The organism is Agrobacterium sp. 6Ca8, from assembly GCF_055382765.1.
The window spans coordinates 205,194-230,666 of record NZ_AP026434.1 but is presented as its reverse complement, the minus strand read 5'-3'; the positions used below and the strand labels follow the sequence as shown (position 1 = coordinate 230,666).

Annotated in this window: 23 protein-coding genes; 1 reads left to right on the top strand and 22 read right to left on the bottom strand. The window is 58.3% G+C overall.

The features are described from left to right. Nucleotides 1-134: 134 nt before the first annotated feature. From ACZ5A6_RS15225 to ruvC, 22 genes are all read right to left on the bottom strand, one after another. The gene (locus tag ACZ5A6_RS15225; protein ID WP_035199646.1) at nt 135-1,325 is read right to left on the bottom strand and encodes an OpgC family protein; all 1,191 of its coding nucleotides are present in this window, start codon (nt 1,323-1,325) and stop codon (nt 135-137) included. A gap of 489 nt (nt 1,326-1,814) precedes the next feature. Next, nucleotides 1,815-2,897: a Tim44 domain-containing protein gene (locus ACZ5A6_RS15220; RefSeq protein WP_003511377.1), complete on the bottom strand. Its 1,083-nt coding sequence runs from the start codon at nt 2,895-2,897 to the stop codon at nt 1,815-1,817. Nucleotides 2,898-3,122: 225 nt separating this feature from the next. Then, on the bottom strand, nt 3,123-4,718 hold the full coding sequence (gene serA / locus ACZ5A6_RS15215; protein ID WP_003511378.1) for a phosphoglycerate dehydrogenase: 1,596 nt from the start codon (nt 4,716-4,718) through the stop codon (nt 3,123-3,125). A gap of 83 nt (nt 4,719-4,801) precedes the next feature. Continuing rightward, complete coding sequence (locus tag ACZ5A6_RS15210) at nt 4,802-5,980, bottom strand: phosphoserine transaminase (protein WP_065660478.1); 1,179 nt, start codon at nt 5,978-5,980, stop codon at nt 4,802-4,804. A 216-nt stretch (nt 5,981-6,196) separates the two neighbouring features. Continuing rightward, nucleotides 6,197-7,042: an outer membrane protein gene (locus tag ACZ5A6_RS15205; RefSeq protein WP_112291860.1), complete on the bottom strand. Its 846-nt coding sequence runs from the start codon at nt 7,040-7,042 to the stop codon at nt 6,197-6,199. Between the two features lie 188 nt (nt 7,043-7,230). Continuing rightward, nucleotides 7,231-8,583, bottom strand: a complete 1,353-nt coding sequence (gene glmM, locus ACZ5A6_RS15200; RefSeq protein WP_003511381.1) for a phosphoglucosamine mutase — start codon at nt 8,581-8,583, stop codon at nt 7,231-7,233. Nucleotides 8,584-8,771: 188 nt separating this feature from the next. Further along, the gene (ftsH, locus tag ACZ5A6_RS15195) at nt 8,772-10,736 is read right to left on the bottom strand and encodes an ATP-dependent zinc metalloprotease FtsH (protein ID WP_013761814.1); all 1,965 of its coding nucleotides are present in this window, start codon (nt 10,734-10,736) and stop codon (nt 8,772-8,774) included. 154 nt (nt 10,737-10,890) lie between these two features. After that, nucleotides 10,891-12,228, bottom strand: coding sequence for a tRNA lysidine(34) synthetase TilS (gene tilS / locus ACZ5A6_RS15190; RefSeq protein WP_464111086.1), 1,338 nt, complete (start codon nt 12,226-12,228; stop codon nt 10,891-10,893). 30 nt (nt 12,229-12,258) lie between these two features. Next, nucleotides 12,259-13,251 carry a tol-pal system protein YbgF gene (gene ybgF / locus ACZ5A6_RS15185; RefSeq protein ID WP_464111085.1) on the bottom strand — a complete coding sequence of 331 codons (993 nt, stop codon included), beginning with the start codon at nt 13,249-13,251 and terminating at the stop codon, nt 12,259-12,261. A gap of 158 nt (nt 13,252-13,409) precedes the next feature. Continuing rightward, entirely contained in the window at nt 13,410-13,943 is a 534-nt protein-coding gene (pal, locus tag ACZ5A6_RS15180; RefSeq protein WP_003511386.1) for a peptidoglycan-associated lipoprotein Pal, read from the bottom strand. A 210-nt stretch (nt 13,944-14,153) separates the two neighbouring features. Continuing rightward, nucleotides 14,154-15,461 carry a Tol-Pal system beta propeller repeat protein TolB gene (gene tolB / locus ACZ5A6_RS15175; protein WP_003511387.1) on the bottom strand — a complete coding sequence of 436 codons (1,308 nt, stop codon included), beginning with the start codon at nt 15,459-15,461 and terminating at the stop codon, nt 14,154-14,156. Between the two features lie 20 nt (nt 15,462-15,481). Next, nucleotides 15,482-16,651, bottom strand: coding sequence for a hypothetical protein (locus tag ACZ5A6_RS15170; RefSeq protein ID WP_013761817.1), 1,170 nt, complete (start codon nt 16,649-16,651; stop codon nt 15,482-15,484). Nucleotides 16,652-16,659: 8 nt separating this feature from the next. Next, complete coding sequence (tolR, locus tag ACZ5A6_RS15165) at nt 16,660-17,118, bottom strand: protein TolR (RefSeq protein ID WP_003511389.1); 459 nt, start codon at nt 17,116-17,118, stop codon at nt 16,660-16,662. Between the two features lie 46 nt (nt 17,119-17,164). Continuing rightward, nucleotides 17,165-17,884 carry a protein TolQ gene (tolQ, locus tag ACZ5A6_RS15160; RefSeq protein ID WP_003511390.1) on the bottom strand — a complete coding sequence of 240 codons (720 nt, stop codon included), beginning with the start codon at nt 17,882-17,884 and terminating at the stop codon, nt 17,165-17,167. 261 nt (nt 17,885-18,145) lie between these two features. Continuing rightward, complete coding sequence (gene ybgC / locus ACZ5A6_RS15155) at nt 18,146-18,586, bottom strand: tol-pal system-associated acyl-CoA thioesterase (RefSeq protein WP_003511391.1); 441 nt, start codon at nt 18,584-18,586, stop codon at nt 18,146-18,148. Next, nucleotides 18,583-19,119, bottom strand: coding sequence for an NUDIX hydrolase (locus tag ACZ5A6_RS15150; protein WP_065662464.1), 537 nt, complete (start codon nt 19,117-19,119; stop codon nt 18,583-18,585). The genes ybgC and ACZ5A6_RS15150 overlap by 4 nt, the downstream gene beginning before the upstream one ends. Then, complete coding sequence (locus tag ACZ5A6_RS15145; RefSeq protein ID WP_142851196.1) at nt 19,116-19,643, bottom strand: NUDIX hydrolase; 528 nt, start codon at nt 19,641-19,643, stop codon at nt 19,116-19,118. The genes ACZ5A6_RS15150 and ACZ5A6_RS15145 overlap by 4 nt, the downstream gene beginning before the upstream one ends. Next, on the bottom strand, nt 19,643-20,221 hold the full coding sequence (locus tag ACZ5A6_RS15140; protein WP_142851197.1) for a DinB family protein: 579 nt from the start codon (nt 20,219-20,221) through the stop codon (nt 19,643-19,645). The genes ACZ5A6_RS15145 and ACZ5A6_RS15140 overlap by 1 nt, the downstream gene beginning before the upstream one ends. A gap of 37 nt (nt 20,222-20,258) precedes the next feature. Continuing rightward, nucleotides 20,259-20,477, bottom strand: a complete 219-nt coding sequence (locus tag ACZ5A6_RS15135; protein ID WP_075807662.1) for a hypervirulence associated TUDOR domain-containing protein — start codon at nt 20,475-20,477, stop codon at nt 20,259-20,261. A 52-nt stretch (nt 20,478-20,529) separates the two neighbouring features. Next, the gene (gene ruvB, locus ACZ5A6_RS15130; protein WP_003511396.1) at nt 20,530-21,570 is read right to left on the bottom strand and encodes a Holliday junction branch migration DNA helicase RuvB; all 1,041 of its coding nucleotides are present in this window, start codon (nt 21,568-21,570) and stop codon (nt 20,530-20,532) included. Between the two features lie 126 nt (nt 21,571-21,696). After that, the gene (ruvA, locus tag ACZ5A6_RS15125; protein ID WP_003511397.1) at nt 21,697-22,314 is read right to left on the bottom strand and encodes a Holliday junction branch migration protein RuvA; all 618 of its coding nucleotides are present in this window, start codon (nt 22,312-22,314) and stop codon (nt 21,697-21,699) included. Nucleotides 22,315-22,345: 31 nt separating this feature from the next. Next, a complete protein-coding gene (gene ruvC, locus ACZ5A6_RS15120; protein WP_003511398.1) occupies nt 22,346-22,858 on the bottom strand; it encodes a crossover junction endodeoxyribonuclease RuvC in 513 nt (170 codons plus the stop codon). Nucleotides 22,859-23,106: 248 nt separating this feature from the next. Between ruvC and ACZ5A6_RS15115 the strand changes: the two genes are divergently transcribed. Beyond that, nucleotides 23,107-25,416 carry a methyl-accepting chemotaxis protein gene (locus ACZ5A6_RS15115; RefSeq protein ID WP_464111084.1) on the top strand — a complete coding sequence of 770 codons (2,310 nt, stop codon included), beginning with the start codon at nt 23,107-23,109 and terminating at the stop codon, nt 25,414-25,416. The last annotated feature ends 57 nt before the right edge of the window (nt 25,417-25,473 follow it).

Genomic DNA, 25,473 nt, shown 5'->3' with positions numbered 1-25,473 from the left:
TTAGTCCAAAAAGACTGTCCTGCCTCGCCATCATGCGGATTTAAGGGCTGCATATAGAAAGGAATGGCCGCGCACGCAAGTACGGGGCGGAAAACCGCCCCGTAAAGCCATCAGAGTGAGGTGGTGACCGGTTGTTAAGCGCCCGCCGTCTTCTGGCCGCTGCTGCCAATCCACTTGTCGCGCTCCCTCCACAGGGCCGGCAAAGCCAGCAAGCCTATTGCGGTAAGGGCGATCAGCGTCTTGCTGACCTGCGACAGTTCGGCCGTACGGCCATCCAGATAATAGACGCCATAGACGATAGCCACGTGCCAGACATAGACCTGAAGCGAATGGCGGCCGAGCAGCTGCAGGAATTTCAGCGAGAGCACCCAGATCACGCCCTGCGCAATCGAGCGGACGATCGGGCGGTGATGCTTCGGACCGGCGATCACCAGCCAAGTGAGACCCACACCAACAGCAAGGAAATTGATGAGGTAGACCGGGCCGAAATCGGCACGGATCTCCATCGTGGAGAACTTGCCCATCACGAATTCCGGCATCAGGCCCCAGGCGGTTGCAATACGAAGCGGCATGAAAAACAGGCAGATGAGAAGTGCCGCCTTCGGAAGCCATGTTTGTTGCGGTGAGAAGATCGCCTTCCACGGAATGCGGTTCTGCGCCGTCATCGCGCCCAGCACCAGCGCCGAGTAGAACACCAGCTGCCAGCCGAGCAGATTGAAGCTGACACGGATACCCTGCTCGTCGGCACCCTTGACGAGTTCATTGAGAGGCGTCGTCACGATCTGCTGAAGACCGAGCTGGCCGGCCATCCAGACCAGCAGTGAGCCTGCCATGACATAAGCCCATTTGCCGTCGAGGCAGAGTTTAACGAGGACGGGTGCGAACAGCATGTAAACAATGTACTGCGGCAGAATATCCATGAATGTCGGCTGGAAGAGGAATGTGGCGATCGCCGCCAGACGCAACGGATCGTCGAACGACGTCATGCCCAGCCAGTTGTACCAGATATAGGGCGCATGCGGGATGACCATGCGGAAGAACAGCACGGCGATGACGAGACCCATCGCATAGCGATAGAGTTCCATCGCCCGGTTCCAGATCATCTGTTTGCCGGCATCATAGCCGTATTTCATCATCTTGCGGGCATAGACCATGCCGATCAGCAGACCGGACAGAAAGACGAAGCCCTGCGCGTCTTCCACGAAGGCAAACTGGCGGTGATTGATTTCCACCAGCCAGAAACCGCCTGCAAACACCAGATGGTTGATCAGCATGAAGACGAGGAAGTAACCACGCATCCCGTCGATCAGGTCAAAGCGTTTCATCTCGATAGCTCTCCGTTCTCGCGGGCCGTGCATTGCCCGGCCACCCAGCCCGGCTTGCGGGAGGCGGGCCGGGAATTGGATTGTCAACGCTGTTTTGCGCCTGTGGTTCCCTTCCCAAAGCGGTTTAGAACCGGCGCGAAAAGTAACATTGACGTGTACGCATGCTGGTTAGGATGCGCGGACTGAACACCGGATGAATGAAAAACGGCAATTCCGTGGAGCAAAAGAGCTATGCGCCAGCGCCACACCTCGACGAAGAGGGCGCAAACCCCTGCATGGCAGGGAAAACGCGGACAACCACTCGCGGGACGATACAGATATCACCCGTTAGATTTATCAATCATTTTTTTGGAGAGTTGCGATCTGCCACCGCGATCACTGAATTATCGACGAAAGACAATGTCGAGGCATCACGCATCGCGGCACGCAGAAGCCCGGAGGTTGGTAAAACCTCCGGGCTATTTCATTCAGACAAGACTACGCGTCGTCTCAGGCAGCGGCCTGAATGGCGGCGACCTGCCAGTTGTCGTTACCGCCACGGCGCACGAAGGTCCACATTTCCACCGCTTCGGACGGATGCTGCTCGTCCCCTTCGATCACCTTGCCGGAGGTGCGGTCGCGCATAATGTCGATGGCAGAGTAGCGCATGGCTACCGTTGCATAGTCCTGGCCCTCTTCGTGCCAGGCTTCGGCAACGTCGCCCTGCAGCAGCGTTACGTCGCGCACGTCGTTTTTCACGCCGCTCGTCGCGTTGTCGCTCAGTTCCTCAGCAAGATAGGACATGGCTTCCGGCGTCGTCAGCTTGCGCAACGTGCCGTAATCTTCAGCCCCATAGGCAGCCTGAACATCCTGCAGCATTTTCTGGAAGACTTCGAGATCGCTCTGGGTAATGCCAATTTCGTCACCTTCGGACATTGCATTGGCATGTGCCACCGGCTTTGCGGTTGCGGCAGTGGCCGCGGCTGCGCCGCCTGCAGCACCTGCAAGCGCGCCGATCTTCGGAATCTTGAACGAGGATGCGGAAGGACCTGCCTGCGGGCCGCCGTTAAAGGAGGAGCCGGAATGATCCGTGCGCTGCGATCCGCCTGCGCCACCGAAAGCCGGCTGGCCCTGACGGCGCGATGCGAAGAAGCGCATGGCGAACATGACCAGAAGGCCAATCAGCGCCACCTGCAGCAACATACCGAAGAAACCGGCCATACCGCCGAAACCGCCGCCCATGAGCATGCCGAACAGGCCACCCATCAGCAGTCCGCCCATCAAGCCACCCATCATGCCGCCAAACAGGCCACGGCTCTGCTGCGGTGCCTGCGCACCGGGACGCGCCGGCTGTGCAGCACCGGGCGTCGCCTGGTTTTGCTGGGTGTTAGGAGTCATGCTGCGGTTGATCGGCGCGGTCTGGCCGGGGGCGGTGCTGGTCGACGGCGGCGCGGAAAAAGTCCTTGTGCCGCGGCTACCGAAACCGCCGCTCGCACGGCGTGCTTCCGCCATATCGACGGCTACGAAAGATACCGCGATACCAAGCGCGGCGACTGCGAACAAACCTTTGAAGCGCCGAAAGGCAGCAAACATCACTATCTCCTGTTGGCCACCCTCCCATGAGCGGCATATCAGAACGCGATATAGCAACTCATGATCATCATTTTTAGTATGCCCGCCTTAAATTTTTCGTGATATGCAACCAAAGAGAGAAACACGCACACATTTCGGTGAAACCGGCGGTTCAGAAACAAAAAAACCGGCACAGGGTTTCCCCTGCACCGGCCCTTATTGTCCCCTTGGGAGGAACGATAGGTATCAGTCGATGTTGAATGTCAGCGGCCTGACCTGGCGGATTGCCGGGTTGGCGCGCAGCTTGTCCAGCACGTCTTCGGAAACCGGACCATCGACATAAAGAAGCGCGATGGCGTCGCCGCCTTCCTTTTCACGACCGAGCTGGAAGTTGGCAATGTTGACGCCAGCCTCACCAAGCGTGGTGCCCATGAAGCCGATCATGCCGGGAACGTCGGTGTTGGTGATGTAGATCATGTGCGATCCAACATCCGCATCCATGTTAATGTTCTTGATCTGGATGAAGCGCGGCTTGCCATCCGAGAACACCGTACCAGCAACCGAGCGAACCTGGTTTTCAGTCTTGACCGTCAACTTGATGTAACCGTCGTAAACGCCGGTCTTGTCACGCTTGACCTCGGACAGGATAACACCCTTTTCCTTGATCATAACAGGCGCGGAAACCATGTTCACATCCGCAACCTGGCTGCGGATAAGGCCCGCCAGCAACGCGCTGGTCAGCGCCTTGGTGTTCATGTTGGCGGTTGCACCATCATAAAGGATTTCGATTTCCTTGGTGGCGCTTTCCTGCACCTGACCGACGAAGGAGCCGAGGACATCCGCCAGACGGATGAAGGGCTTCAGGCGCGGTGCTTCTTCCGCCGTGATCGATGGCATGTTGATGGCGTTGGAGACGGCACCCTTGACCAGATAATCCGACATCTGCTCGGCAACCTGAAGCGCAACGTTTTCCTGTGCTTCCGTGGTCGAAGCGCCGAGATGCGGCGTGCAGACGACATTGGGAAGACCAAAAAGCGGGCTTTCGGTGGCGGGCTCGACTTCGAAAACGTCAAAGCCTGCACCGGCGACATGGCCGGACTTGATGGCGTCGGCAAGAGCCGCCTCATCCACCAGACCGCCACGGGCGCAATTGACGATACGCACGCCCTTCTTGGTCTTGGCAAGGTTTTCGGCATTGAGGATGCCGCGTGTCTTGTCGGTCATCGGCACATGCAGGGTGATGAAATCGGCCTGCGCCAACAGCTCGTCCAGCTCAACCTTCGTCACGCCCATTTCCTGCGCGCGCTCCGGCGACAGGAAGGGATCGTAGGCCAGAACGTGCATCTTCAGGCCAAGTGCGCGCGAGCAGACGATGGAGCCGATGTTGCCGGCACCGATGACACCGAGCGTCTTGCCGGTGATTTCGACACCCATGAATTTCGACTTTTCCCACTTACCCGCCTGCGTGGAGCTATCGGCAGCCGGAAGCTGACGCGCGACGGCGAACATCAGCGCAATCGCATGTTCGGCAGTGGTGATAGAGTTGCCGAACGGCGTGTTCATGACGATGATACCGCGGCGCGAAGCGGCCGGGATATCGACGTTATCGACGCCGATACCGGCGCGGCCGATGACCTTGAGATTGGTCGCCGCTTCGATCAGCTTTTCGGTCGCCTTCGTGGCGGAACGAATGGCAAGACCATCGTAGTTGCCGATGATTTCAGCCAGCTTGTCCTTGTCCTTGCCGAGTTTCGGCTGGAAATCGACTTCGACGCCACGATCACGGAAAATCTGGACGGCGGTTTCCGACAGTTCGTCGGATACGAGTACGCGAGGTGCCATGGTTCAGGGGCTCCTTGAAAAACGGTGCAGTTTTAAAAGCGGGAAATCGGCGGCCCTGCATCAACGCAGGGCCGGTATCAAAATCAGGCGGCAACCTTGGAAAGTGTTGCCTTCTGCGTCTGGTAGGCCCAGGCGAGCCAGGGCATGACGGCTTCCATATCGGCCGTCTCGATGGTTGCGCCGGCCCAGATGCGCAGACCGGACGGTGCGTCACGGTAAGCGCCGATATCGAGGGCGACATTTTCCTTTTCAAGCAGGGCAACGATGCCCTTGGCGAAATCCGCCTGCGCAGCAGCATCCAGCGCCTGTACGTCGGGATCGACGATCTTCAGGCAGACGGAGGTGTTGGAGCGGGTTTCCGGCTTGACGGCCAGGTTGGCGATCCAGTCGTTCTTCTCGATAAAGTCGTAGATGACCTTGGCATTGGCATCAGCACGGCCAATCAGCGCCTTCAGGCCACCAAGATTCTTCGCCCACAGCAGCGCGTCGATATAATCCTCAACGCAGAGCATGGACGGGGTGTTGATGGTTTCGCCAGTGAAGATGCCTTCGATGAGCTTGCCGCCGGAGACCATGCGGAAGATTTTCGGCAGCGGCCATGCCGGCGCGTAGCTCAGCAGACGCTCGACAGCGCGCGGCGAAAGAATGATGACGCCGTGGCCACCCTCGCCGCCCAGAACCTTCTGCCAGGAGAAGGTGACGACGTCGAGCTTTGCAAAGTCCATATCCTGCGCGAAGGCCGCCGAAGTGGCATCGCAGATCGTCAGACCCTTGCGGTCAGCAGGAATGAAATCGGCATTGGGAACGCGGACACCGGAGGTGGTGCCGTTCCAGGTGAAAACCACATCGCGGTCGAAATCGACTTCTGCCAGGTTCGGCAGCAGGCCGTAATCGGCCTCCAACTTGCGTACGTCCTTCAGCTTCAGCTGCTTGACGACATCGGTAACCCAGCCGGCACCGAAGCTTTCCCAGGCAAGCATATCGACACCGCGTTCACCGAGCAGCGACCAAAGGGCCATTTCAACGGCGCCGGTGTCAGACGCGGGAACAATACCGATGCGATAATCGGCGGGAACATTGAGAATTTCACGGGTGAGATCGATGGCCTGCTTCAGCTTGGCTTTGCCAACCTTGGCGCGATGCGAGCGACCGAGCGGTGCATCGGAGAGAGCATCTAGCGACCAACCGGGGCGCTTCGAGCAGGGACCAGAAGAAAAATGCGTATTGCCCGGACGGAGGTCCGGCTTCACTATATCTGTCATTTGACTACCCTTTCAGATAGGCGCCTCTCGTTAGGGAGAGGTGTCCTGACGCCGTTGCTATTCCTCTCACCGGCCTCCGTCAAGCGGAATATGTCGCTACGCATGAGAATTTTAGTCCATATGCGTCATGCGACGAACTGGATACCGCTGAAAACAAAAACCGCCCGCACCGGAGGAGGATGCGAGCGGCTTGAAGCTAACAGTCGGGCGTGACGTTTATTTATAAACGGCAGGCTGCAGCGGAATATCGGCAGGCGGCATGTATTGCGCGGTATCGCAGCCGTTAAAGACATAACGGCCACCGACGCGAACCTCATGCGAATACAGACCCTTGTCGCGGCCAGGACCGCCACCATTCGCAAAATCGAACATGTCGCCCTTGTTGATCTGGCGGAAGCGATAACCGACATCTGCCTTCAGATTACAGGTAACATCGATCGATGCACCGGCCATCAGGGCATAGGCGAAGCGCCACTTGCCTCTGCCGCCATGTTCGGTGGTCGGGTCGCAGCCAATTCCGTTGGTGCTGCACGAAGTATTGCGCAGCTTATCCCATTTGACGTAGGAGCCGCCGATACCGCCGCCAACATAAGGCGTGATGCGGCCATAGGTACCAAGATCGACATAGGCGTTTGCCATCAGCGTGTATGCTCTAAGCGAGCTGAGATCCGCTGAAACGCAGGGACCGGGCACGGAACCACAGCCGCCGATGGTAGACCCGCGGAAATCCGATTTACCCATGTAATCGAAGGTTACGTCACTGCGGAAATAGTTGTTGAACTGATAACCGACACCGGCGCCGACGATGTAGCTATCCTTGACATTAGCCGTATCGAAATCGGCGAGATAACCACCCGGTCCACCCTGATAATAGTTGGCGCCGCGAAGCTTGTTGAAGGAATAACCGACGTCGCCGCGCAGATACCAACCACTTGCCTGCGTGATCTGCACTTCGGGTGCCTCGACATAGGCAGGCGCAGGTTCAGCTTGATAAAGATCGGCAGCGAAGGCGCTCGTGCCGGTCATCAGAACGGCCAGAATGCCGGCCAAAGCGTTTTTCATGACTTCCACTCCAGAAGAGGCACCTGCCGTTGCGGCAGCAAATGCCAGTGAACTGTTCAGTCACGGAGATTGGCGTAAAATGGTTAAGTCCCGATTAACCACGATCATTCACTATATTTATTAGGCAATACTCAAAGAAAAAGCCGACTCGAAAGCCGGCTTTTTCTTTTCACATTTGGTGGCGCAATTTATGCAGCCGAGCGGGCATTGGTGATAACGCCGACGAGGTCGTTGACGATCTGCTCCACCTTCGCACTATCGTCGCCCTCCGCCATGACGCGGATCAAAGGCTCCGTACCGGAGGGGCGGATAACGAGGCGGCCATTATTGGCCAATGCGCTTTCCGCATCGGCGATCGCCTGCTGCACAATCGGATTTTCCAATGGCTTGCCGCCGGAAATACGGACGTTCTTCAAAAGCTGCGGCACCGGCTCGAACTTGCGGCAAACCTCGCTGACGGTGAGGCCCGAACGTTTGACCTTGGCGAGAACCTGCAAAGCTGCCACCAGCCCATCGCCGGTCGTGCCATAATCCGACAAGACGATGTGGCCGGACTGCTCACCGCCGACGTTGAAATTGTGGTTGCGCATATGTTCGACAACATAACGGTCGCCCACCTTGGTGCGGGCAAGGGTGAGACCCTTGTCGCCAAGGAAACGCTCAAGACCGAGATTGGACATCACGGTTGCGACGATGCCGCCACCACGCAGGGTATTGTCGGAAGCCCAGCTGTCGGCAATCACCGCCATGAGCTGGTCGCCATCGACGATCTCGCCGCGTTCGTCGACGATGATGACACGGTCCGCATCGCCATCGAGCGCGATGCCGATATCGGCCCGCACCTCATGCACCTTTTTCTGCAGGGCTTCCGGGTGGGTGGAGCCGCATTCGAGATTGATATTGATGCCGTTCGGCTCGTTGCCGATGGTAACGACTTCGGCGCCCAGTTCCCAGAGCGCTGCGGGAGCCACCTTGTAGGCAGCGCCATTGGCACAGTCGATGGCAATCCTGAGCCCGCTCAGCGTCACATCACGCGGCAGGGTACGTTTGACGAATTCGATATAGCGGTAGATATCGCCATCCACGCGCTTGGCGCGTCCGATCTCGCTCGGCTTGGCGAGCTGGGCATAGAGATCCTTGTCGAGAAGATCTTCGATTTCCAGCTCAAGCTCGTCGGAAAGCTTGTATCCGTCGGGTCCGAAAAGCTTGATTCCATTATCGGAAAATGGGTTGTGCGACGCCGAGATCATTACGCCGATATCGGCCCGCAGCGAGCGGGTCAGCATGGCAACAGCGGGGGTTGGAATGGGCCCGAGCAGGAAGACATCAAGGCCGGCCGCGGTGAAACCTGCGACCAGCGCGTTTTCCAGCATGTAGCCCGAAAGCCGGGTATCCTTGCCGATCACGACACGATGGCGATGATGGCCCCGGCGGAAGATCGTTCCGACCGCAATGCCCACACGCATCGCCAGATCCGGCGTCATGGGGAAGACGTTCGATTGTCCGCGGATACCATCGGTTCCGAAATAACGGCGTGCCATTTGAACTCCAAATCTTTCGGGCATTCCGGCATAGCATAAAACTACCGGAAGCGTTTTTGGCTAAATGCCACAAACCACGATAAACAGCACGTAAATTACAGCAAAAATGGCTTATATCTTGTTACCAAACTGAAAAGGCCACCCGGAAAACCGGATGGCCTTTTTCAATAGTCGTCTTGGCCACGCAATCAGTGCGGCTGTGGCTCCATGCCGCCTTCAGCCTCGCCGTCGCCCTTGGCTTCGCCGTCACCCTTGACTTCGCTTGGGCCGTCCTTCTTGGTGCCTGCTTTCGGAACAGCCGAGCCGCGGCTGCCAGGAGAATCGTCACCCAGATCGCGTGCCGGCTTCTCGCCCCTCAGCAAAGCCTTGATCTCGTCGCCCGTGAGGGTTTCGTATTCCAGAAGACCCTCGGCAATAGCAACGAACCCGTCGTGATTGTCCGTCAGGATACGACGTGCCTCTGTATAGGCCTCGTCGATCAGACGGCGGACTTCGGTGTCGATCGTCTGAGCCGTTGCCTCGGAGACATTCTTGGACTGCGAGACGGAATGGCCAAGGAAGACCTCCTGCTGGTTTTCACCATAGGCGACCTGGCCGAGAGCGTCGGAGAAGCCCCATTGCGTTACCATGGCGCGGGCAAGCTTGGTGGCCTGCTCGATATCCGAAGATGCGCCGGAGGTGATGTTTTCCTTGCCGAAGGTCAACTCCTCGGCAACGCGGCCACCCATCATGATCACCAGACGCGACACCATCCATTTGTAACTCATGGAGTAGCGGTCACCTTCAGGCAACTGCATGACCATGCCGAGTGCACGGCCACGCGGAATAATTGTCGCCTTGTGCAGCGGATCAGCCAAAGCAACCTTCAGCGCGGTAATCGCATGCCCCGCCTCGTGGTAAGCGGTCAGTTTCTTTTCCGCTTCGGTCATGGCGGAGGAGCGGCGTTCCGCACCCATCATGATCTTGTCCTTGGCGTCCTCGAACTCCTGCATGGTAACCACGCGCTTGTTACGGCGAGCAGCCATCAGGGCGGCTTCGTTGACGAGGTTCATCAAGTCAGCGCCCGAGAAACCGGGGGTGCCACGGGCCAGAACCTTGAGATCGACATTCGGAGCCAGCGGCACGTTGCGAACGTGAACCTTGAGAATGCGCTCACGGCCGACGATATCCGGGTTCGGCACGACGACCTGACGGTCGAAACGGCCAGGACGCAGAAGTGCGGGATCGAGAACGTCCGGACGGTTGGTGGCGGCGATGAGGATAATGCCTTCATTTGCCTCGAAGCCGTCCATCTCGACCAGCAGCTGGTTCAGCGTCTGTTCGCGTTCGTCATTGCCACCGCCAAGACCGGCGCCGCGATGACGACCGACAGCGTCGATTTCGTCGATGAAGATGATGCACGGCGCATTCTTCTTGGCCTGCTCGAACATGTCACGCACGCGGCTTGCGCCGACGCCGACGAACATTTCCACAAAGTCAGAACCGGAAATGGTGAAGAACGGCACATTAGCTTCACCCGCGACGGAGCGCGCCAGTAGCGTCTTACCAGTACCTGGAGGGCCGACCAGCAGCACGCCGCGCGGGATCTTGCCGCCGAGTCGCTGGAACTTCTGCGGATCGCGCAGGAATTCCACGATTTCCTCAAGGTCCTGCTTGGCTTCGTCCACACCTGCGACGTCGTCAAACGTCACGCGGCCGTGCGCTTCCGTCAAAAGCTTCGCCTTTGACTTGCCAAAGCCCATCGCGCCGCGCGAACCACCCTGCATCTGCCGCATGAAGAACAGCCAGACGCCGAGGATGAGGAACATCGGCAAAAGCGTGCCGAGATAGCTCAAAAAACCGGAAGAACCGTCGCTCTCGGGACGCGCGACGATGGTGACGTTCTTGCTCTGCAAGCGCTCCATCAAGCTGTCGTCGATTACTGGGGAATAGGTCTGAAAGGCGGTGCCGTTTTCGGTATAGGTTCCGAGAACCCGGTTACCGGTGACGGTCACGTCGCGAACTCGCCCGGAATCCACATCGCGGAGAAACTGGGAATACGGAATTTCCCGCGAACCCGTTTGCGTCGGCGAAGTCTGGAACATGCTGAACAAAGCGATCAGCAAGAGGGCAATCACGGCCCACAAGGCGAAATTTCTGAAATTTGGGTTCATCGAACTCCCCGAACTCACACGGACATGTTTGCTGCCCGCTATTACTCGACCCTAACATAAGGACGACATCTGCCGTTGCCAAGGCAAAGGGCGTTATCTGATGCGTTTTGGTGTAAAAACTATTCCAAGGCAATTCACGAAAAAGAGGCCGGATTTAAACCGGCGGCTGTGGATAGGCCGCACGGCCGAATAAAACCGCGATGGCATTCGCCAACTCAAGGTCGAAGCGCGGCAGAAAAAGATCGAAGGGGGCAAGCCTCGGCACGATACTGATGGCGCCTTCCGGAGAGGCTCGAGGGGGAACCAACGTGGCAATTTGCGGCAGGATCGCCATCGCCTGTTTTGCAATCCCTGGCGGCACCGCTGGAAAAAGCGCTGCCGCATCCACAATGCCACCCGTCCTGCCCGCCGCAATATTGACCGGAAAAGCCGATGTGTTTTTCACAAGGAAACGATCGTCCCAGAGGCCCTGCCCACCAGCCTCGACTTGCAGTTCCGGCATATTCCGATGCTCGCGGAAAAGATAAAGCCCGTCCTTTCGGCGATCGAGAAGAACGCGGCCAACCGTTATCCGTCCGTTCTCGCCGGTTTTTAGAAACTGCAACACCCGATCCATGCTGCTGGCCGCCGGGAAATAGGCCCTTCCACCGAGATTAGCGATGAGCACCGCTAGCCCGTGCCGAAATTCGGGAAGATCGGGCATCAGGCCTTCAACCGACAATCTGGCGAGCGTGGCGTGAAAGACTTCTACGTTTTGTTGGAGAAAAAAGGCGGTTTTCTCGGAGTATGCATGTCGTTTAACAGCGGCCTGCGCATCAAACGGCGGCGAAGAGTCGGAAAGCGACTGCCGCACACGAACCCGCTCGTAGCGCGCGTTGTCATTACTCGGGTCGTCAAACCAGCCACGCGAGCGAGATGATACGAAATCGCGGATCTCCTGTCTTTCACAGGCCAGGAACGGCCGCATGATCCAGTGGCGTCCACCGTATAACACAGCATCCGCCATGCCGGCGAGGCCGAGATTTTCGCTGCTGCCGCTTCTGGCGGCACGCATCGCCACGGTTTCCCGCTGGTCGCCAAGAGTATGCCCCGTCACGACGAGATCAGCGCCAATGTCGCTCGCAACGTCGGCGATCAGAGTATATCGGGCAAGACGAGAGGCTTCGGAAATGCCGGAAGCGGGTTTGGGGTCATCCCATCGGCGCACGGTATGCGGGATACCGAGTTCCGCGCAGAGCAGGGAGACCTTGTCAGCCTCATCAGCGGATTCCGCCCTTAGGGCATGGTCAACCGTGACGGCGGAAAGCTGCACCCGGTCGGGGTCTGCCTCCGCCCTCGCCTCATGCATTGCCAGCAACAGACCGGTGGAATCGCTACCGCCGGAGATTGCGATGAGAATATGGACGGGTTTGCGAAGATTTTCGACAAAGGACCTTGCCGCAGCGAGCGGCGCAACCGTCTTTTCGTTCAAAATGCGGACATCAACCGGCATGGAAAGACCGCCGCCATGGCAGGAGCAAGATCAGCAGCTCAGCCGCTTCTGTTCGCTGGCAACCTTGTTCAGCACAGTCTTTGAAGCACTGGGATAACGCTTCGGCACTTCGCGCAGCGTGGCGCAGGCGGTTTCGGTGTTGTCCAGAGCTGCAAGCGACATGCCGAGCTTCATCAGCATTTCCGGCGCTTTCGGGGACTTTCCATAGGTCTGATGGCCGTTCAGGAAAGTTTTTGCGGCCTCGTTGAACTTGCCCTGCGAATATTGTGCCTCGCCCAGCCAGAAGCTGGCATCGGCGGCCTTGCTGCCCTTCGGGTAACCCTGGAGATATTGCTGGAACCCCTGCTCCGCAAGCTTGTAATCGCCGGAAAGAACATGACCGTAAGCAGCCTGATAGATATCGCCCTCGCTGGTGAGTGCTGCGGTGTTGACCGGATCGGTCTTGCGCGAACCGTTGCCGGTGGTAACGCCCGGAAGACTACCGGAAGAATTGTTGGCACCCTGGTTCAATGAGCCACCGATCGGCATGCCCTTGGAATCAAGCTCGATGGAGCCAAGCGTCGTCTCTCCCGGTGCACTCGTCGGCGCGTTCGCGGAAGAGGACGGCGAAACGGAAGCGCCACCCTGAGGTGGCGTTTCGATGATCGTTGCAACGTCGTCGCTCGGCGGAGCGGCCGGAGTGGCCTCCGCCTTCTTTTTCGGCGCGGTGGTACTCGCGCCTTTGCCGCCTTCCAGTTCCTGGAAGCGGAATTCATTGTCTTCCTGCGCCTTGCGGATCGTTTCCTGCATCTGCAAAAGCTGGAAGCTCATTTCTTCGATACGGCCGTTGAGCTGCCGGATCTGTTCTTCAAGCTGCTGAACCTTATAGGCTTCATTGGCCTGAACCCGCACAATTGGGACCTGCTGAGAGTTGATCGTGCCGAAGCTACCCCCCGCACCGAACAGCGGACCCGAAACGGCTGTGCCGCTCAAGCCGGTGCAGGCTGCAAGCCCCAGCATTCCCGCCACGACAAGTTTCTTCATCTCATTTGCCCTGCCTTAACTGATTTGCACCGGAATGGCGCAAGCCGGATTTTTTCCATATCAACCGAAAAAGCAACTTAACTTCGGCCAAACTATGAAAAAAACGAAAGGCGGCCCATAGACCGCCTTCCATTCGAGATCACAAAAGCGTCAGGCGATTACATGCCTGCGCCACCGAGAACCGTCACAGCGCGGCGGTTCTGCGACCAGCAGGAAATGTCATCGCAAACGGCGACCGGCTTTTCCTTGCCGTAGGAGATCGTCTTCATGCGGCTTGCCGGAACGCCCTGGGACGCCAGGAAGTCACGGGTTGCAGCGGCACGACGGGCGCCGAGCGCCAGGTTGTATTCACGCGTACCGCGCTCGTCGGCATGGCCTTCGACGGTGATGGCGTATTTCGGGTAACGGGCAAGCCACTGTGCCTGGCGCTGCAGCGTCTGCTGCGCGTCTGCACGGATGGACGTCGAGTCCGTATCAAAGAAGATGCGGTCGCCAACATTAACCGTGAAGTCCTGCTGGGAGCCGGGCGTCGCAGAGCCCGCACCGCCGAGACCAAGCTCACCGGCGCTGTTCGGCATGTTCTTCTTGTTCGCGCAGCCTGCGAGAGCAAGAGCGAGCGTCATGGCGATAACAGCCGGATTACGGGCCAGTTTCTGCATCGGGCTGAGTGCCGAAGTGTGTGTACGGCTCATCGCCGGTCTCTCCTTGGGATTGCAATAACGTTGCCAGACACTAACGGATCGAGGTTAATAGCCGACAAACGCTTATGGTTAACAGAAAGGAAACGTCCCACTTTTTTGCTCCCTCACAACACTTTGCGGCAAGAAAGAGGCAGTTTCCCGTACGGCATGTGTAAAAACATGACGGCGCCGGTTGGGCCAGCGCCGTCATGGCAGTCCATATCAGTCCAGAAGCGGCGACCAGGCCGGGTCCGAAGCGAAGGTGGGAGTCTTGATCAGCTGTTCGTTGTAGCCGGTCAAGTCGATCGAATAGAGCTGCGGACCGCCAGCACCAGCGTTCTGGCGGAAGAACATCAGCACACGGCCGTTCGGCGCCCATGTTGGGCCTTCATTATGAAAGCCGCTGGTCAGAATGCGCTCACCCGAACCGTCGGTTTTCATCACGCCAATCGAGAACTTGCCGCCCGATTGTTTGGTGAAGGCGATCAGATCGCCGCGTGGCGACCAGACCGGCGTAGAATACGACCCGTCGCCGAACGAAATACGCTGCTGTCCTGAACCATCGGCATTCATTACGTAAATTTGCTGACGGCCGCCACGGTCGCTTTCAAAGGCAACACGTTGCCCATCCGGGGAGAATGACGGTGCAGTATCGATCGCGGACGTGTTCGTCAGGCGCGTCGTGGTTCGTGAGCGCAGGTCCATGGTGTAGATATTCGCGTTACCATCCTGCTGAAGGCTCATGATGACCTTCTGGCCATCCGGCGAGAAGCGCGGCGAGAATGTCATGCCGGGGAAATTACCGACCACTTCGCGCTGTCCGGTCTCCAGCTGCAGCAGGTAAACGCGCGGCTGCTGGCCTTCAAACGACATGTAGGTGACTTCCTGACGGTTCGGCGAAAAACGCGGCGTCAGAACGATGTCGTTCGAATTGGTGAGGTTACGGACGTTGAAGCCGTCCTGGTCCATGATCGACAGCTGACGCTTGCGGGCTGTCTTCGGGCCGCTTTCGGAGACGAAAACGACGCGGGTATCGAAGTAACCCTTTTCACCGGTGACGCGCTCATAAATGGCGTCCGCGATGATGTGGGCGACACGGCGCCAGTTTTCCGGCTGCGTGAAGAACTGCTGCCCGGTCATCTGCTGGCCTGCGAAAGTATCCCAAAGGCGGAACTCCGCACGCAGACGGCCATCGCTTTCACGCGTCACGCGGCCCGTTACGAGTGCCTGCGCGTTGATAACCTTCCAGTCCTCAAAACGCGGCTGCTGATCCGGGTTGGCGATTTTTTCGATGAAGGCACTCTTGTTGACTGGCGCAAACAGGCCGGAACGCTGCAGATCGGCAGCAATTACGGCCGATACCTGCGCGCCGATGCCGTCACCCGAGATGAAGTCGGTGATGGCGATGGGCAAGGGTTCGACGTTGCCCTTGTTGATGTTGATTTCCACCCGCGCAAAAGCCGGTGCGGAGAAAACCGACATAAGGGCCGCGACAGCGAGCACCAGCCGGATCGGCGAAAATATCTTCATGTTGCCAGGCCTTTCAGCATTCATAGCAATTCACTGGGATCGAAATTCACTACGACTTCGTTCCATGCATCATATTTGTCGGCAGGAAGGTTCGTGAACGGAGCAGAACGCATGATGGCGCGATAGGCACCACCGGAAAGGGCGCGACGCGTTCCCTCGGAACCACCCGTTGCTTCGATCTCGGGTCGGCCGATTATGGATCCATCACGGTCAAGCTTCATGGTGACCCGAACGCGAACGTCCGAGGCATCCGCCATGCCGGGAATGATCTGCCAGTTTTTCTGGATTGCGCCGCGCAGCGCATCCATTTCCGTCTGGCTGAGCGTCGAACCGCCCGTGGTCTTTTTGCCGCCAAGCGATGCCTGCTGGGTGGAGCGCTTTGCACCACCGCCGGAGGGCGCCTGCTTGTTCAAAAGCGCGGCAACATCGTCAGCGTTAAAATCGCTTTCCTTCGACGAAGCGGATTTCGCCGTTTCCTGCTTTTTCTCACCCGGCTTCTTGTCGGAAGGCTTGTCCGTGGACTTTGCCTGATCGGGCTTGGTCTCTGCAGGCTTCTCAGCGGGCTTCTGCTCGGCAGGTTTGGTCTCAGCCTGTTTCGGCACTTCCGGCTTCGGCGGCTCCGGGCGGGAATTCGGGCGCGGCACATTCGGCGGCACGGGAATTTCGGCCGGTTCCTGTTGCACCGGGGGCGGCTCTTCCGCTTTCGTTTCCTGCGGCGGCGGCTCCGTCTTCGGTTGCGGCGCGATCTCGGGCTTGGTCTGCGGCAAGGCGGCCATTTCCTGCGGCTTCGGAGCCGAGGTCTCTTCCTTGACGATTTCCTTCACCTCATTCGCCTTGGTGTCGACAACCGGCTGCGGCTTTTCCTGCTTTGGCGGAGCGGCCGCACTGATATTGTCGTTCGGCTTTGTAGTAGGCGTCGGCGGCGCTTCTATATCGGCCACGTTGTTGCCGACATTCTGAGCGTTCGGAACGATATCCGGACGTGTAGTCGGAACCGGGGCCGACTTTTCCGCCTTCGGCGCGTTCTTGTCGCCTTGCTGGATCTGGCTCAATTCCTCGATTGGCACCAGCTCCACAGGCAGTGCCTCAGCCTGCGACACGTCAAGAGGCTCCGGCGAGCCCAGGGAAACGAGGGCGAAAGCCAGAAGCGATGCGTGCACGATCGCGGATGTGGTAAGGCTGCCCTTCATCGCTGACGTCAATTATCCTGTTTCTGCTGGGTCACAAGGCCGATATTCTTGAAGCCCGCTGCCTGGATACGCGCCATCACGTCGGCGACGACGCCATAGGCGGCAACGGAATCCGCGCGCACGAAGATGCGTTCGTTATAACCTGTCGTGGCGATTGCCTGCAGCTTGTCGGCCACCTCGGCCGCCTGGATTTCCGTTTCCTGCAAATGGATCTGGCCATTGGCATTGACGGAAATCGTGATCGGCTGCGTATCCGAATTCAGCGCGTTGGCAGATGTCTGCGGCAGGTCGATCGGAACGCCGACCGTCATCATCGGTGCGGCCACCATGAAAATGATGAGCAGCACAAGCATGACGTCAACCAGTGGCGTCACGTTGATTTCGCTGATCGCGCCGCCCCTGCGACGTCCGCCGCGCCCACGGCGTCCACCGGAACCGCCGCTGCTGCCACCTGCTGACATACCCATAACATCTACTCCATTTTGCCTTGCGGCAAATTACTGCGCGGCGCGCTTATTGGGCTGCCTGCCGCGTCTGAAGTTTTTCATCGATCTGGCGCGACAAGATCGCGGAGAACTCGTCGGCGAAACCTTCCATACGAGCGGAAAGCTTGTGCGCGTCGGCCGTGAACTTGTTGTAGGCGATAACCGCCGGAATAGCCGCGACAAGACCGATGGCCGTTGCCAGAAGCGCTTCGGCGATACCCGGCGCCACGACCGCAAGGTTGGTGGACTTCGAACCGGCAATCGCCTGGAACGAGGTCATGATACCAACGACCGTACCGAAGAGGCCGATGAACGGACCGGCAGAACCGATCGTCGCCAACGAACCGAGGCGGGCCTCGTATTGTTCGCCTTCACGAGCAATCGTCACGTCCATTGCCCGGTCGATACGCATTTGCAGACCGATGGGTGAACGGGCGCCGCGTTCAAATGATTTCTTCCACTCCCGCATGGCGGAAACGAAAATTGCCGCGAGACCAACATTCTGGCGTTCTGCCAGAGTGCGGTAAAGCTCTTCGAGCGACTGGCCAGACCAGAAAACCTGTTCGAACTGGTCGAACTGGCGCTTTGCCTTGCCGAAGCTTACGTATTTGTCGAAGACGATCGCCCACGTCCAGACCGAGGCGGCGATAAGTCCAATCATCACGAACTTCACGATGAGGCCCGCCTGCATAAACAGCGCCCAGAGACTTACATCGTGCGTCGCCGCTGCCAAACCTGCCTGTTCCATAAATATCCAATCCCCGAATCCAAACGCCCGGTACGGGACCGGGCGATTCAAACGCGTGTTAACGCTCGAAGCTATGCAGCAACAGCCGCAAACCCCTTTGCCATACCCCGATACTTGCCAGTAAGCCTTACTTGCCAATAAATTTGGTGAAAGGAAGGCGTGCGCCGCACAAATGCCAGTTGCTAAAGTAAGACACCATTATGGTTAAAGGAGTGTTACAACCGCGCCACGTCTGATGGATTTACTGGACCAGCCCCGAACTTACTTCAGGAATTTTTCGGCCACCGTCTCCGGAAGGCGCCTTGGCCGGCCATTGGCATTGATGACGGCGATGATGACCTTGGCGGCAACAAGCAGAGTTTCGCCGCGCCGGATTTCCTGATTGAGCACCATTTTTGCGCCCCCGGCCTTTTCGGTAAGGGTGGTGATCGTCAACACATCATCCATCCGGGCCGGGCTCTTGAAATCGATCTCCATACGATGGACGACGAAAACGAGACCCTCCTCGTCGGCGGTCAGGAGTGCGCTTTGCTCGCAGCCGAGGCAACGCAGGTAGTCGGTTCGACCGCGCTCGAGAAAATGCAGATAGCGCGCGTGATAAACGAGGCCGGAAAAATCCGTGTCCTCATAATAGACCCGCTGCGTCAGGCGGTGCCCATGTTCGATGAGTTCGCCGGAAAGCGAAACCACAAGCTCGCTCATGATATCTCCTTGGAAAGTTCGGCCGCACCTGAACGACCCTCGCGGACGATAAGATGCTCGTGGCGCTGAGGCAGCATCTCGATGCGCTCAGCAATGAAACGGGGTCTGAGATCGTGTTCCACCAGCGCGGAAGGCTGCGCGGGCAGCCAGCGGAACTCCACCTCGACGCCATCCAGCACGCGATGCACTATATCGCTTTCATGGAACGGCAAAGGCTGGCGCAGCGAAACCAGATAATAAAATGCCAGTTCATGCGCGGCATAATCATCATAGGCAAAAAAATTCTCCGCCGACCAGAGAAGACGCTCGACGGCGCAATCCCGGTCGAGCTCCTCGCCGATCTCGCGGATGATGGTCTGCTCTGAGCTTTCACCGATTTCCGCCCGCCCGCCCGGCAGGGCCCAATAGCTATCCTTGGCGCCACGCTGGACGAGAAGATAGTTGTCGTGGAAAATCAACGCCGCCACACGCATGCTGAACAGCTGCGGCTTGCGGTCCAGCCGGATCATATGGCGCTCAGGGGCAGAAGTCATTTGGCGTCCAGGTCGCCGTCATACCAGACAAGGTGTCGTGTGGTCTCAGGCAGGTGTTCTATTTCATCCGCGATGAAATAGGGCGGAATATCGAGTTCGGTCAATGCATGACGGGTGGCAGCGACCCAGCGAAACTCAAGCTCGTTATCGCCATCCTGAACGCGGTGAATGATATCCGTGGGGTGAAAGGCAAGGGTCTCCGGCAAATCCATCAGGTAATAGAAACCGAGTTCGTGCCAGTCCTTACCCTCATAATGGAAAAAATTCTCGACCGCCCATAGAAGCCGCCCGACCTTCGCTTCGACGCCAAGTTCCTCGACCATTTCGCGCGCCAGCGTTTCTTCGGAACGCTCGCCCATTTCGGCGCGGCCACCTGGAAAGGTCCAGAATTTCTCATGGGACGCGCGGTGCACCAACACGTGGCCATCCCGAAACGCCAGCCCCGCAACGCGCATCTGGAAAATGCGTTTCGGCTTGAATTTCATGCGGATACGGGTGTCCTGCACCGTGGTGTTTTGCGTCATTAACTGAACCTGCTGGCTGGAAACATCAAATCGGTTTCCGTCCACCCTAACGCATCCATCTCGACTTTTCTCGCCTTTGCGTCGTCTCCCACAATGAATTCATCCAGTTGTGGCGGCTTGATCATGGTGCCGGACAACATGGCATGCACCTGCCCGCGATGATGCGTCTGATGCTGGAAGAGATGGGACAACACATCATCGCAGCGATCCTGCTGGATGCGTGTTCCACGATGAATATTGACGATGGCAGCGAGGCCGTCTTCATCCAGCATGTCGACAAAATCGATCAGTTCTTCGTCCAGTTTCGCTTGGGCAGCATGCAGCTCCGCCATGGTGGCGAAAGGCTCTTCCTCTTCAAAAGCGGCAAGGCCGAGCGTCCCGCCTTTGACAGCGTCGATATAAAACAGGTCAACGGTGTAGATGTGGTTCAGGGTCGCCCGAAGGGTTGGAAAGAAGCTGACGCGAGCGGCCACGAATTCCTCCTGCAACAGCTGAAGACAAGCCTGATGCAGCCTTAAATTAGCCAGCCGGTTGTTGCGCGCGAGTTTGCGGAAAACCCGCATCGGATCGTAGGCCATCGACGTCCCTTCTCATGGCGCCTGATAACGGCGCTTTTCAATCGACGTGTTCAAGCTCGGACTTGCTCTTCAGAACCTTCGCCCCATCTTCCTGCTCGATAAGATAAGCGGGTTCGTCCTTGCTGGCCTTGCGCTTTATCGTGGAACCGGAAATCGTTTTTTCGACATCATCAGTAAACGTCTCGACGATTTTTCCTTCGCCGGTTCCGTTGCCCCATTTCCAGCGAACCTTCGTACCCTTGCGATATCCAGACATCATCATTTCCTGACCAAAGAAAATCAAATGCGAAAGCGCCGGGCTTGTTCCCTCAATCCTCTTCCAGCGTCAGCCGGAATTGCGCCGCCTCGAGATCTTTAGGCGGCTGCATGCCCAGATGTTTCCAGGCAGTGCCGGTCAGAACGCGGCCGCGCGGTGTGCGCTGGATGAAACCCTGCTGGATCATGTAGGGTTCTATGATGTCTTCGATCGCATCACGCGGCTCCGACAAGCCAGCGGCGATGGTCTCGATACCAACAGGGCCGCCGCCGAAATTGACCGCGATCATGGTCAGATAGCGCATGTCCAGCTGATCGAGACCCATTTTGTCGACAAGCAACCGCGTCAGTGCTTCGTCGGCAATCTCACGGGTGACGGCTTCCGCCCGTGCCACCTCAGCGAAATCGCGAACCCGGCGCAAGAGCCGTCCGGCGATGCGCGGCGTGCCGCGTGCACGCCTTGCTATCTCGCGTGCGCCATCGTCGGTCATGTTCAGACCCATCAGCCGCGCGCCGCGCCGAACGATCAGTTCCAGCTCGTCGACAGTGTAGAAGGCCAGACGGACAGGAATGCCGAAGCGGTCGCGCAGCGGCGTTGTCAGCAAACCAAGACGCGTGGTCGCGGCAACGAGGGTGAACTTGGAAAGATCGATCTTCACCGAGCGGGCCGCAGGCCCCTCACCGATGATGAGGTCGAGCTGGAAATCCTCCATCGCCGGATAGAGAATTTCCTCGACTGCCGGGTTGAGACGATGGATTTCATCGATGAAGAGCACATCGCGCTCCTCGAGATTGGTCAAAAGTGCGGCAAGGTCGCCAGCTTTGGCGATCACTGGTCCGGAGGTGGACTTGAAGTTGACGCCAAGCTCCTTGGCCATGATCTGCGCCAGCGTGGTTTTGCCGAGACCGGGAGGCCCGACGAACAACACATGGTCCAGCGCCTCGCCACGGTTCTTTGCCGCCTCGATAAACACCTTGAGATTGGCGCGAGCCTCGGCCTGGCCGGTAAAATCGTCCAGCGACTGCGGGCGCATTGTGGTGTCGATATCTTCACCGCGCTTGTCCGCCGAAATCAGTCTGTCCGCATCGCTCATAGAGGGCATTCCATTGTTCTAAACCAATTCAAGAGATGGTCTTCGCCGCTATATCACGACTGTCGCACGAAGGCGCTTCACGAAATTCAGCATCGCACCCGGCTTCGTTCGCTTGCTGCGCGCAGCTTAGCGTGAAAGTTCGCGCAGGCCGAGCCGGATGAGTTTGGCACTGTCGCCGCCCTCCCCGCCGTTCTTCAGCGCGGCCGCAACGGCATTTGCGGCCTGATCGCGTGAATAGCCGAGATTGGTGAGCGCCGACACGGCATCCGCCACCGGCGCGGAGGCGACACCCTCGCCAAGTTCCTGCTTGAGCCCGATGGAAGCCGAAGCTTCTCCTGCAAAGGCAGGCGCCTTGTTGCGAAGCTCGGTAACGAGGCGCACCGCCACCTTCGGCCCTACGCCCGGCGCACGTGAAATCATCACCTTGTCCTGCAGCGCTATCGCATTGGCGAGTTCAGAAGGCGACAGGGTAGACAAGACGGCCAGCGCCACTTTCGAACCGACCCCCTGCACACTCTGGAGCAAATTGAACCATTCCCGCTCAAGTGCCGACAAAAAGCCGAACAGCCTCAACTGGTCTTCGCGCACATAGGTTTCGATGAAGAGGACGACCGCTTCACCAGCGGAACCTATTTTTGAGAGTGTGCGCGCCGAGCAATAGGCGACGTAACAAACGCCGTGCACATCCACCAGCACGTAATCCGTGCCGATTTCCTCGATGGTGCCTTTAAGTTTTCCGATCATGATGCCGCCCGCTGCAATGAGACTTCAATATTCAACCGGCTGCCAATAGCCGCGCCATCCTGTCGCCGCCGCGATTATGGGCGTGGCAGATTGCGATCGCCAAGGCGTCCGCCGCATCGTTACCCTTGAATTCTGCTTTCGGCATCAGGATTTTCAGCATCATGTGGATTTGCTGCTTTTCGCCGTGCCCAACACCTATGACGGCTTTTTTGACCGCGTTCGGCGCATATTCGAAAACAGGCAACCCTGCCCGCGCCGGAACCAGCATGGCAATGCCGCGCGCCTGACCGAGCTTCAGCGTGGCGACAGCATCCTTGTTCACGAACGTCTGCTCCACCGCCGCCTCATCGGGCTGATAGCTGTGAACGGTATCCGCCAGCCCATCATGCAGCTGGCACAGGCGGGAGGCGAGATCCATATCACCATCCGATGTCACCGTGCCAGAAGCGACAAACCGAAGGCTGTTGCCGAAGGTTTCGATGACACCCCATCCGGTGCGCCGCAACCCGGGGTCGATACCGATGATTCGAATCGTCTTTTGCATAAGCCACCCTATCTTTTCGGCTGCGACCCTGCCAGCGATAAGTGAACAAAACGACAACATTGATCAAATTTGCAGTGCAGCATTTACCTCTGCTTAAACCGCGTACCGCATTGTTCCCGCACAAAATCAAAAAAGGGGAGCTGCGGACATGATGATCCGCAGCGCAATATTTTCGCCATATCAGCCATCCGGTGGCGCCATCAATGCATGGTGCGGGAAGTGATACGGCATTGAGGGCTGCATCGGCCATGCTGAACCGTTTTCATTCCATATCCACCAAAGTGCTCGTGATTTTCCTTGCGCTGATGACGATCTCGACCGGGGCTCTCACGCTTCTCGGCTATCAAAGCAGCAGCGGCGTTCTCGAGGAACAGGCGTCGAAATCCATGGAGAGCATTCTCGTCTTCAGGGGCGATATGCTGCAGGAACGCCTTGAGCAGCTTGAAACGCAGGCGGATTCCATCGCCAAGATCGAATCCCTGCAAATGGCGGTAGTTTCCATGCGCAGCGGCTGGGGCACCGTGCAGAAGAGTTCCGGCGACGCAAAAGCGGAACTGCAACGCGTCTTCGTCAAGGAGAACCCCTACGGCGAAAAAGAAAAGCTCATCAAGCCCGAAAATCCGAGCGGCTTTTATTATTCCACCCATGAAAAAACCCAGACGGATATCGGCGGCTACCTCAAGGGAACCCCATTCAGCGATGTTCTCTTCATCGATCCGGCCGGCACGGTTTATTACTCCTATCTGAAAGGACCGGCTTTCGGGGAAACCGTCACGGGGGGCGCCTGGGCGGAAAGCGGCCTTGGGGCTGCTTTTGCGCGCGGAGCCACCAACGCAGGAAAAGCCGTGAACGACGTGGCGCAGACGAGTTTCTCCGGCCTGCGCGTCGACGCCGCGACCAAAGAGGCCGGCATCTATTTCGGCATTCCGGTAGTCAAATTCGGTGCGTTCAAGGGCATCGTTCTCTTCCGCGTCAAACAAGAGGTCTTCAGCCAGATCCTCGCGAAAGGCATCTCCGCCGGCAGCTCCGAACAATCCGCGATCGTTTCCGCCGATGGCAAGGTTCTGGGCGTGGACGGAAACGGGCTCGTCAGCCTTAATCCGGCAATCTATGGCTTCCATGCACAAGCACTCAATACGTCCGGTATGACGATTGCCAAGATCAACCGTCCGGACGGCGAAGCCAATGCCTATGCCCGCGCCTTTTCGTTTGCCGGTGAAAAATACCTCGCGGTGGAAAGCATGTTGCGCAGCGAGTTGAACGCCGGTTCCATTTCGATTGCCGGCACGCTAGCCGTCATCGGCCTTTGCGTTCTGGCAGCCATGTGCGCGGCAACCGCCTTTTTTGCACGGCGCCTGTTCGCACCGCTGGAGAAGCTGGCCGGGCTGACCGGCGAAGTGGCGGCAGGCCGTCTCGATGCCGAGATCGGCAATCAGGACCGCAAGGACGAGATCGGCCGCATGGCGCGCGCGCTTGGCAGTTTCCGCGAAAAACTCATTTTGCAGCGGGAAATGGAAGCGACCACGTCTCGCACGCGCGAGGAAGCCGAAACGGCACGCCGCGCACATCTTGCGGAACGAGAGGCCGAGGCCGGCACGCTGCAAATGGTCGTGCATTCTCTTGACGAAGGGCTGGATCGACTGGCAAACGGCAATCTCGCCTATCGCATTGAGACTGTCTTCCCAGACGATCTTGAAAGTCTGCGCCACAACTTCAATACGGCGCTTGCAAGGCTCAGCGAGACCATGCAGGCCATCGGCGGCAATTCCGCCGCCGTTCGCGGCGGCTCGGAGGAAATGCGGGTAGGTGCAGACCAGCTCGCTGAGCGCACTGAACGGCAGGCCGCCTCCATTACCGAGACGGCAAGCGCCATCAAGGCAATCACCGAAGCCGTCCGCGACCAGATCGAACGCGCCGAACAGGCAACACGGATCGCCCGCGACGCCAGTACGCAGGCCACTGCGTCCAGCCACGTCATGGAGCAGACCATCGCCGCCATGGAAGCGATCCAGACGTCGTCACGCCAGATCAACCAGATCATCGGCGTTATCGATGAAATCGCCTTCCAGACCAACCTTCTCGCCCTGAACGCAGGTGTGGAAGCCGCGCGTGCGGGCGAGGCCGGCAAGGGTTTTGCCGTTGTGGCGCAGGAGGTGCGCGAGCTGGCACAACGCTCGGCCGCCGCCGCAAAAGAAATCACCAGCCTGCTGAAGCGCTCCACCGACGAGGTTTCCACCGGCGTGGCACTGGTCGAAAAGGCGGGGGCCTCGCTAACCGGCATCGGCAAGCACGTGCAGACCATCAGTTCCCGCATTGAAGAAATCATGGAATCCACCCGCGAGGAGGCGCATACGCTTGCGGAAATCAACAGCACCGTCACCAGCCTCGACACCATGACGCAGCAAAACGCCGCGATGGTGGAGGAGACGACGGCGGCCATTCATAATCTCGCTTCCGAGGCGGGCGAGATGGACGGCAGGCTCGGACAATTCGTGCTCGCTTCCGACCGGCAACCTCCAGAACATCGCGAAACCCGGCAATTCCGTCGAGCGGGCTAAAAAAATGGAAAAGGGGCCTCTTTCGAGGCCCCAATTTTTTTGAACCATCCTTCAATT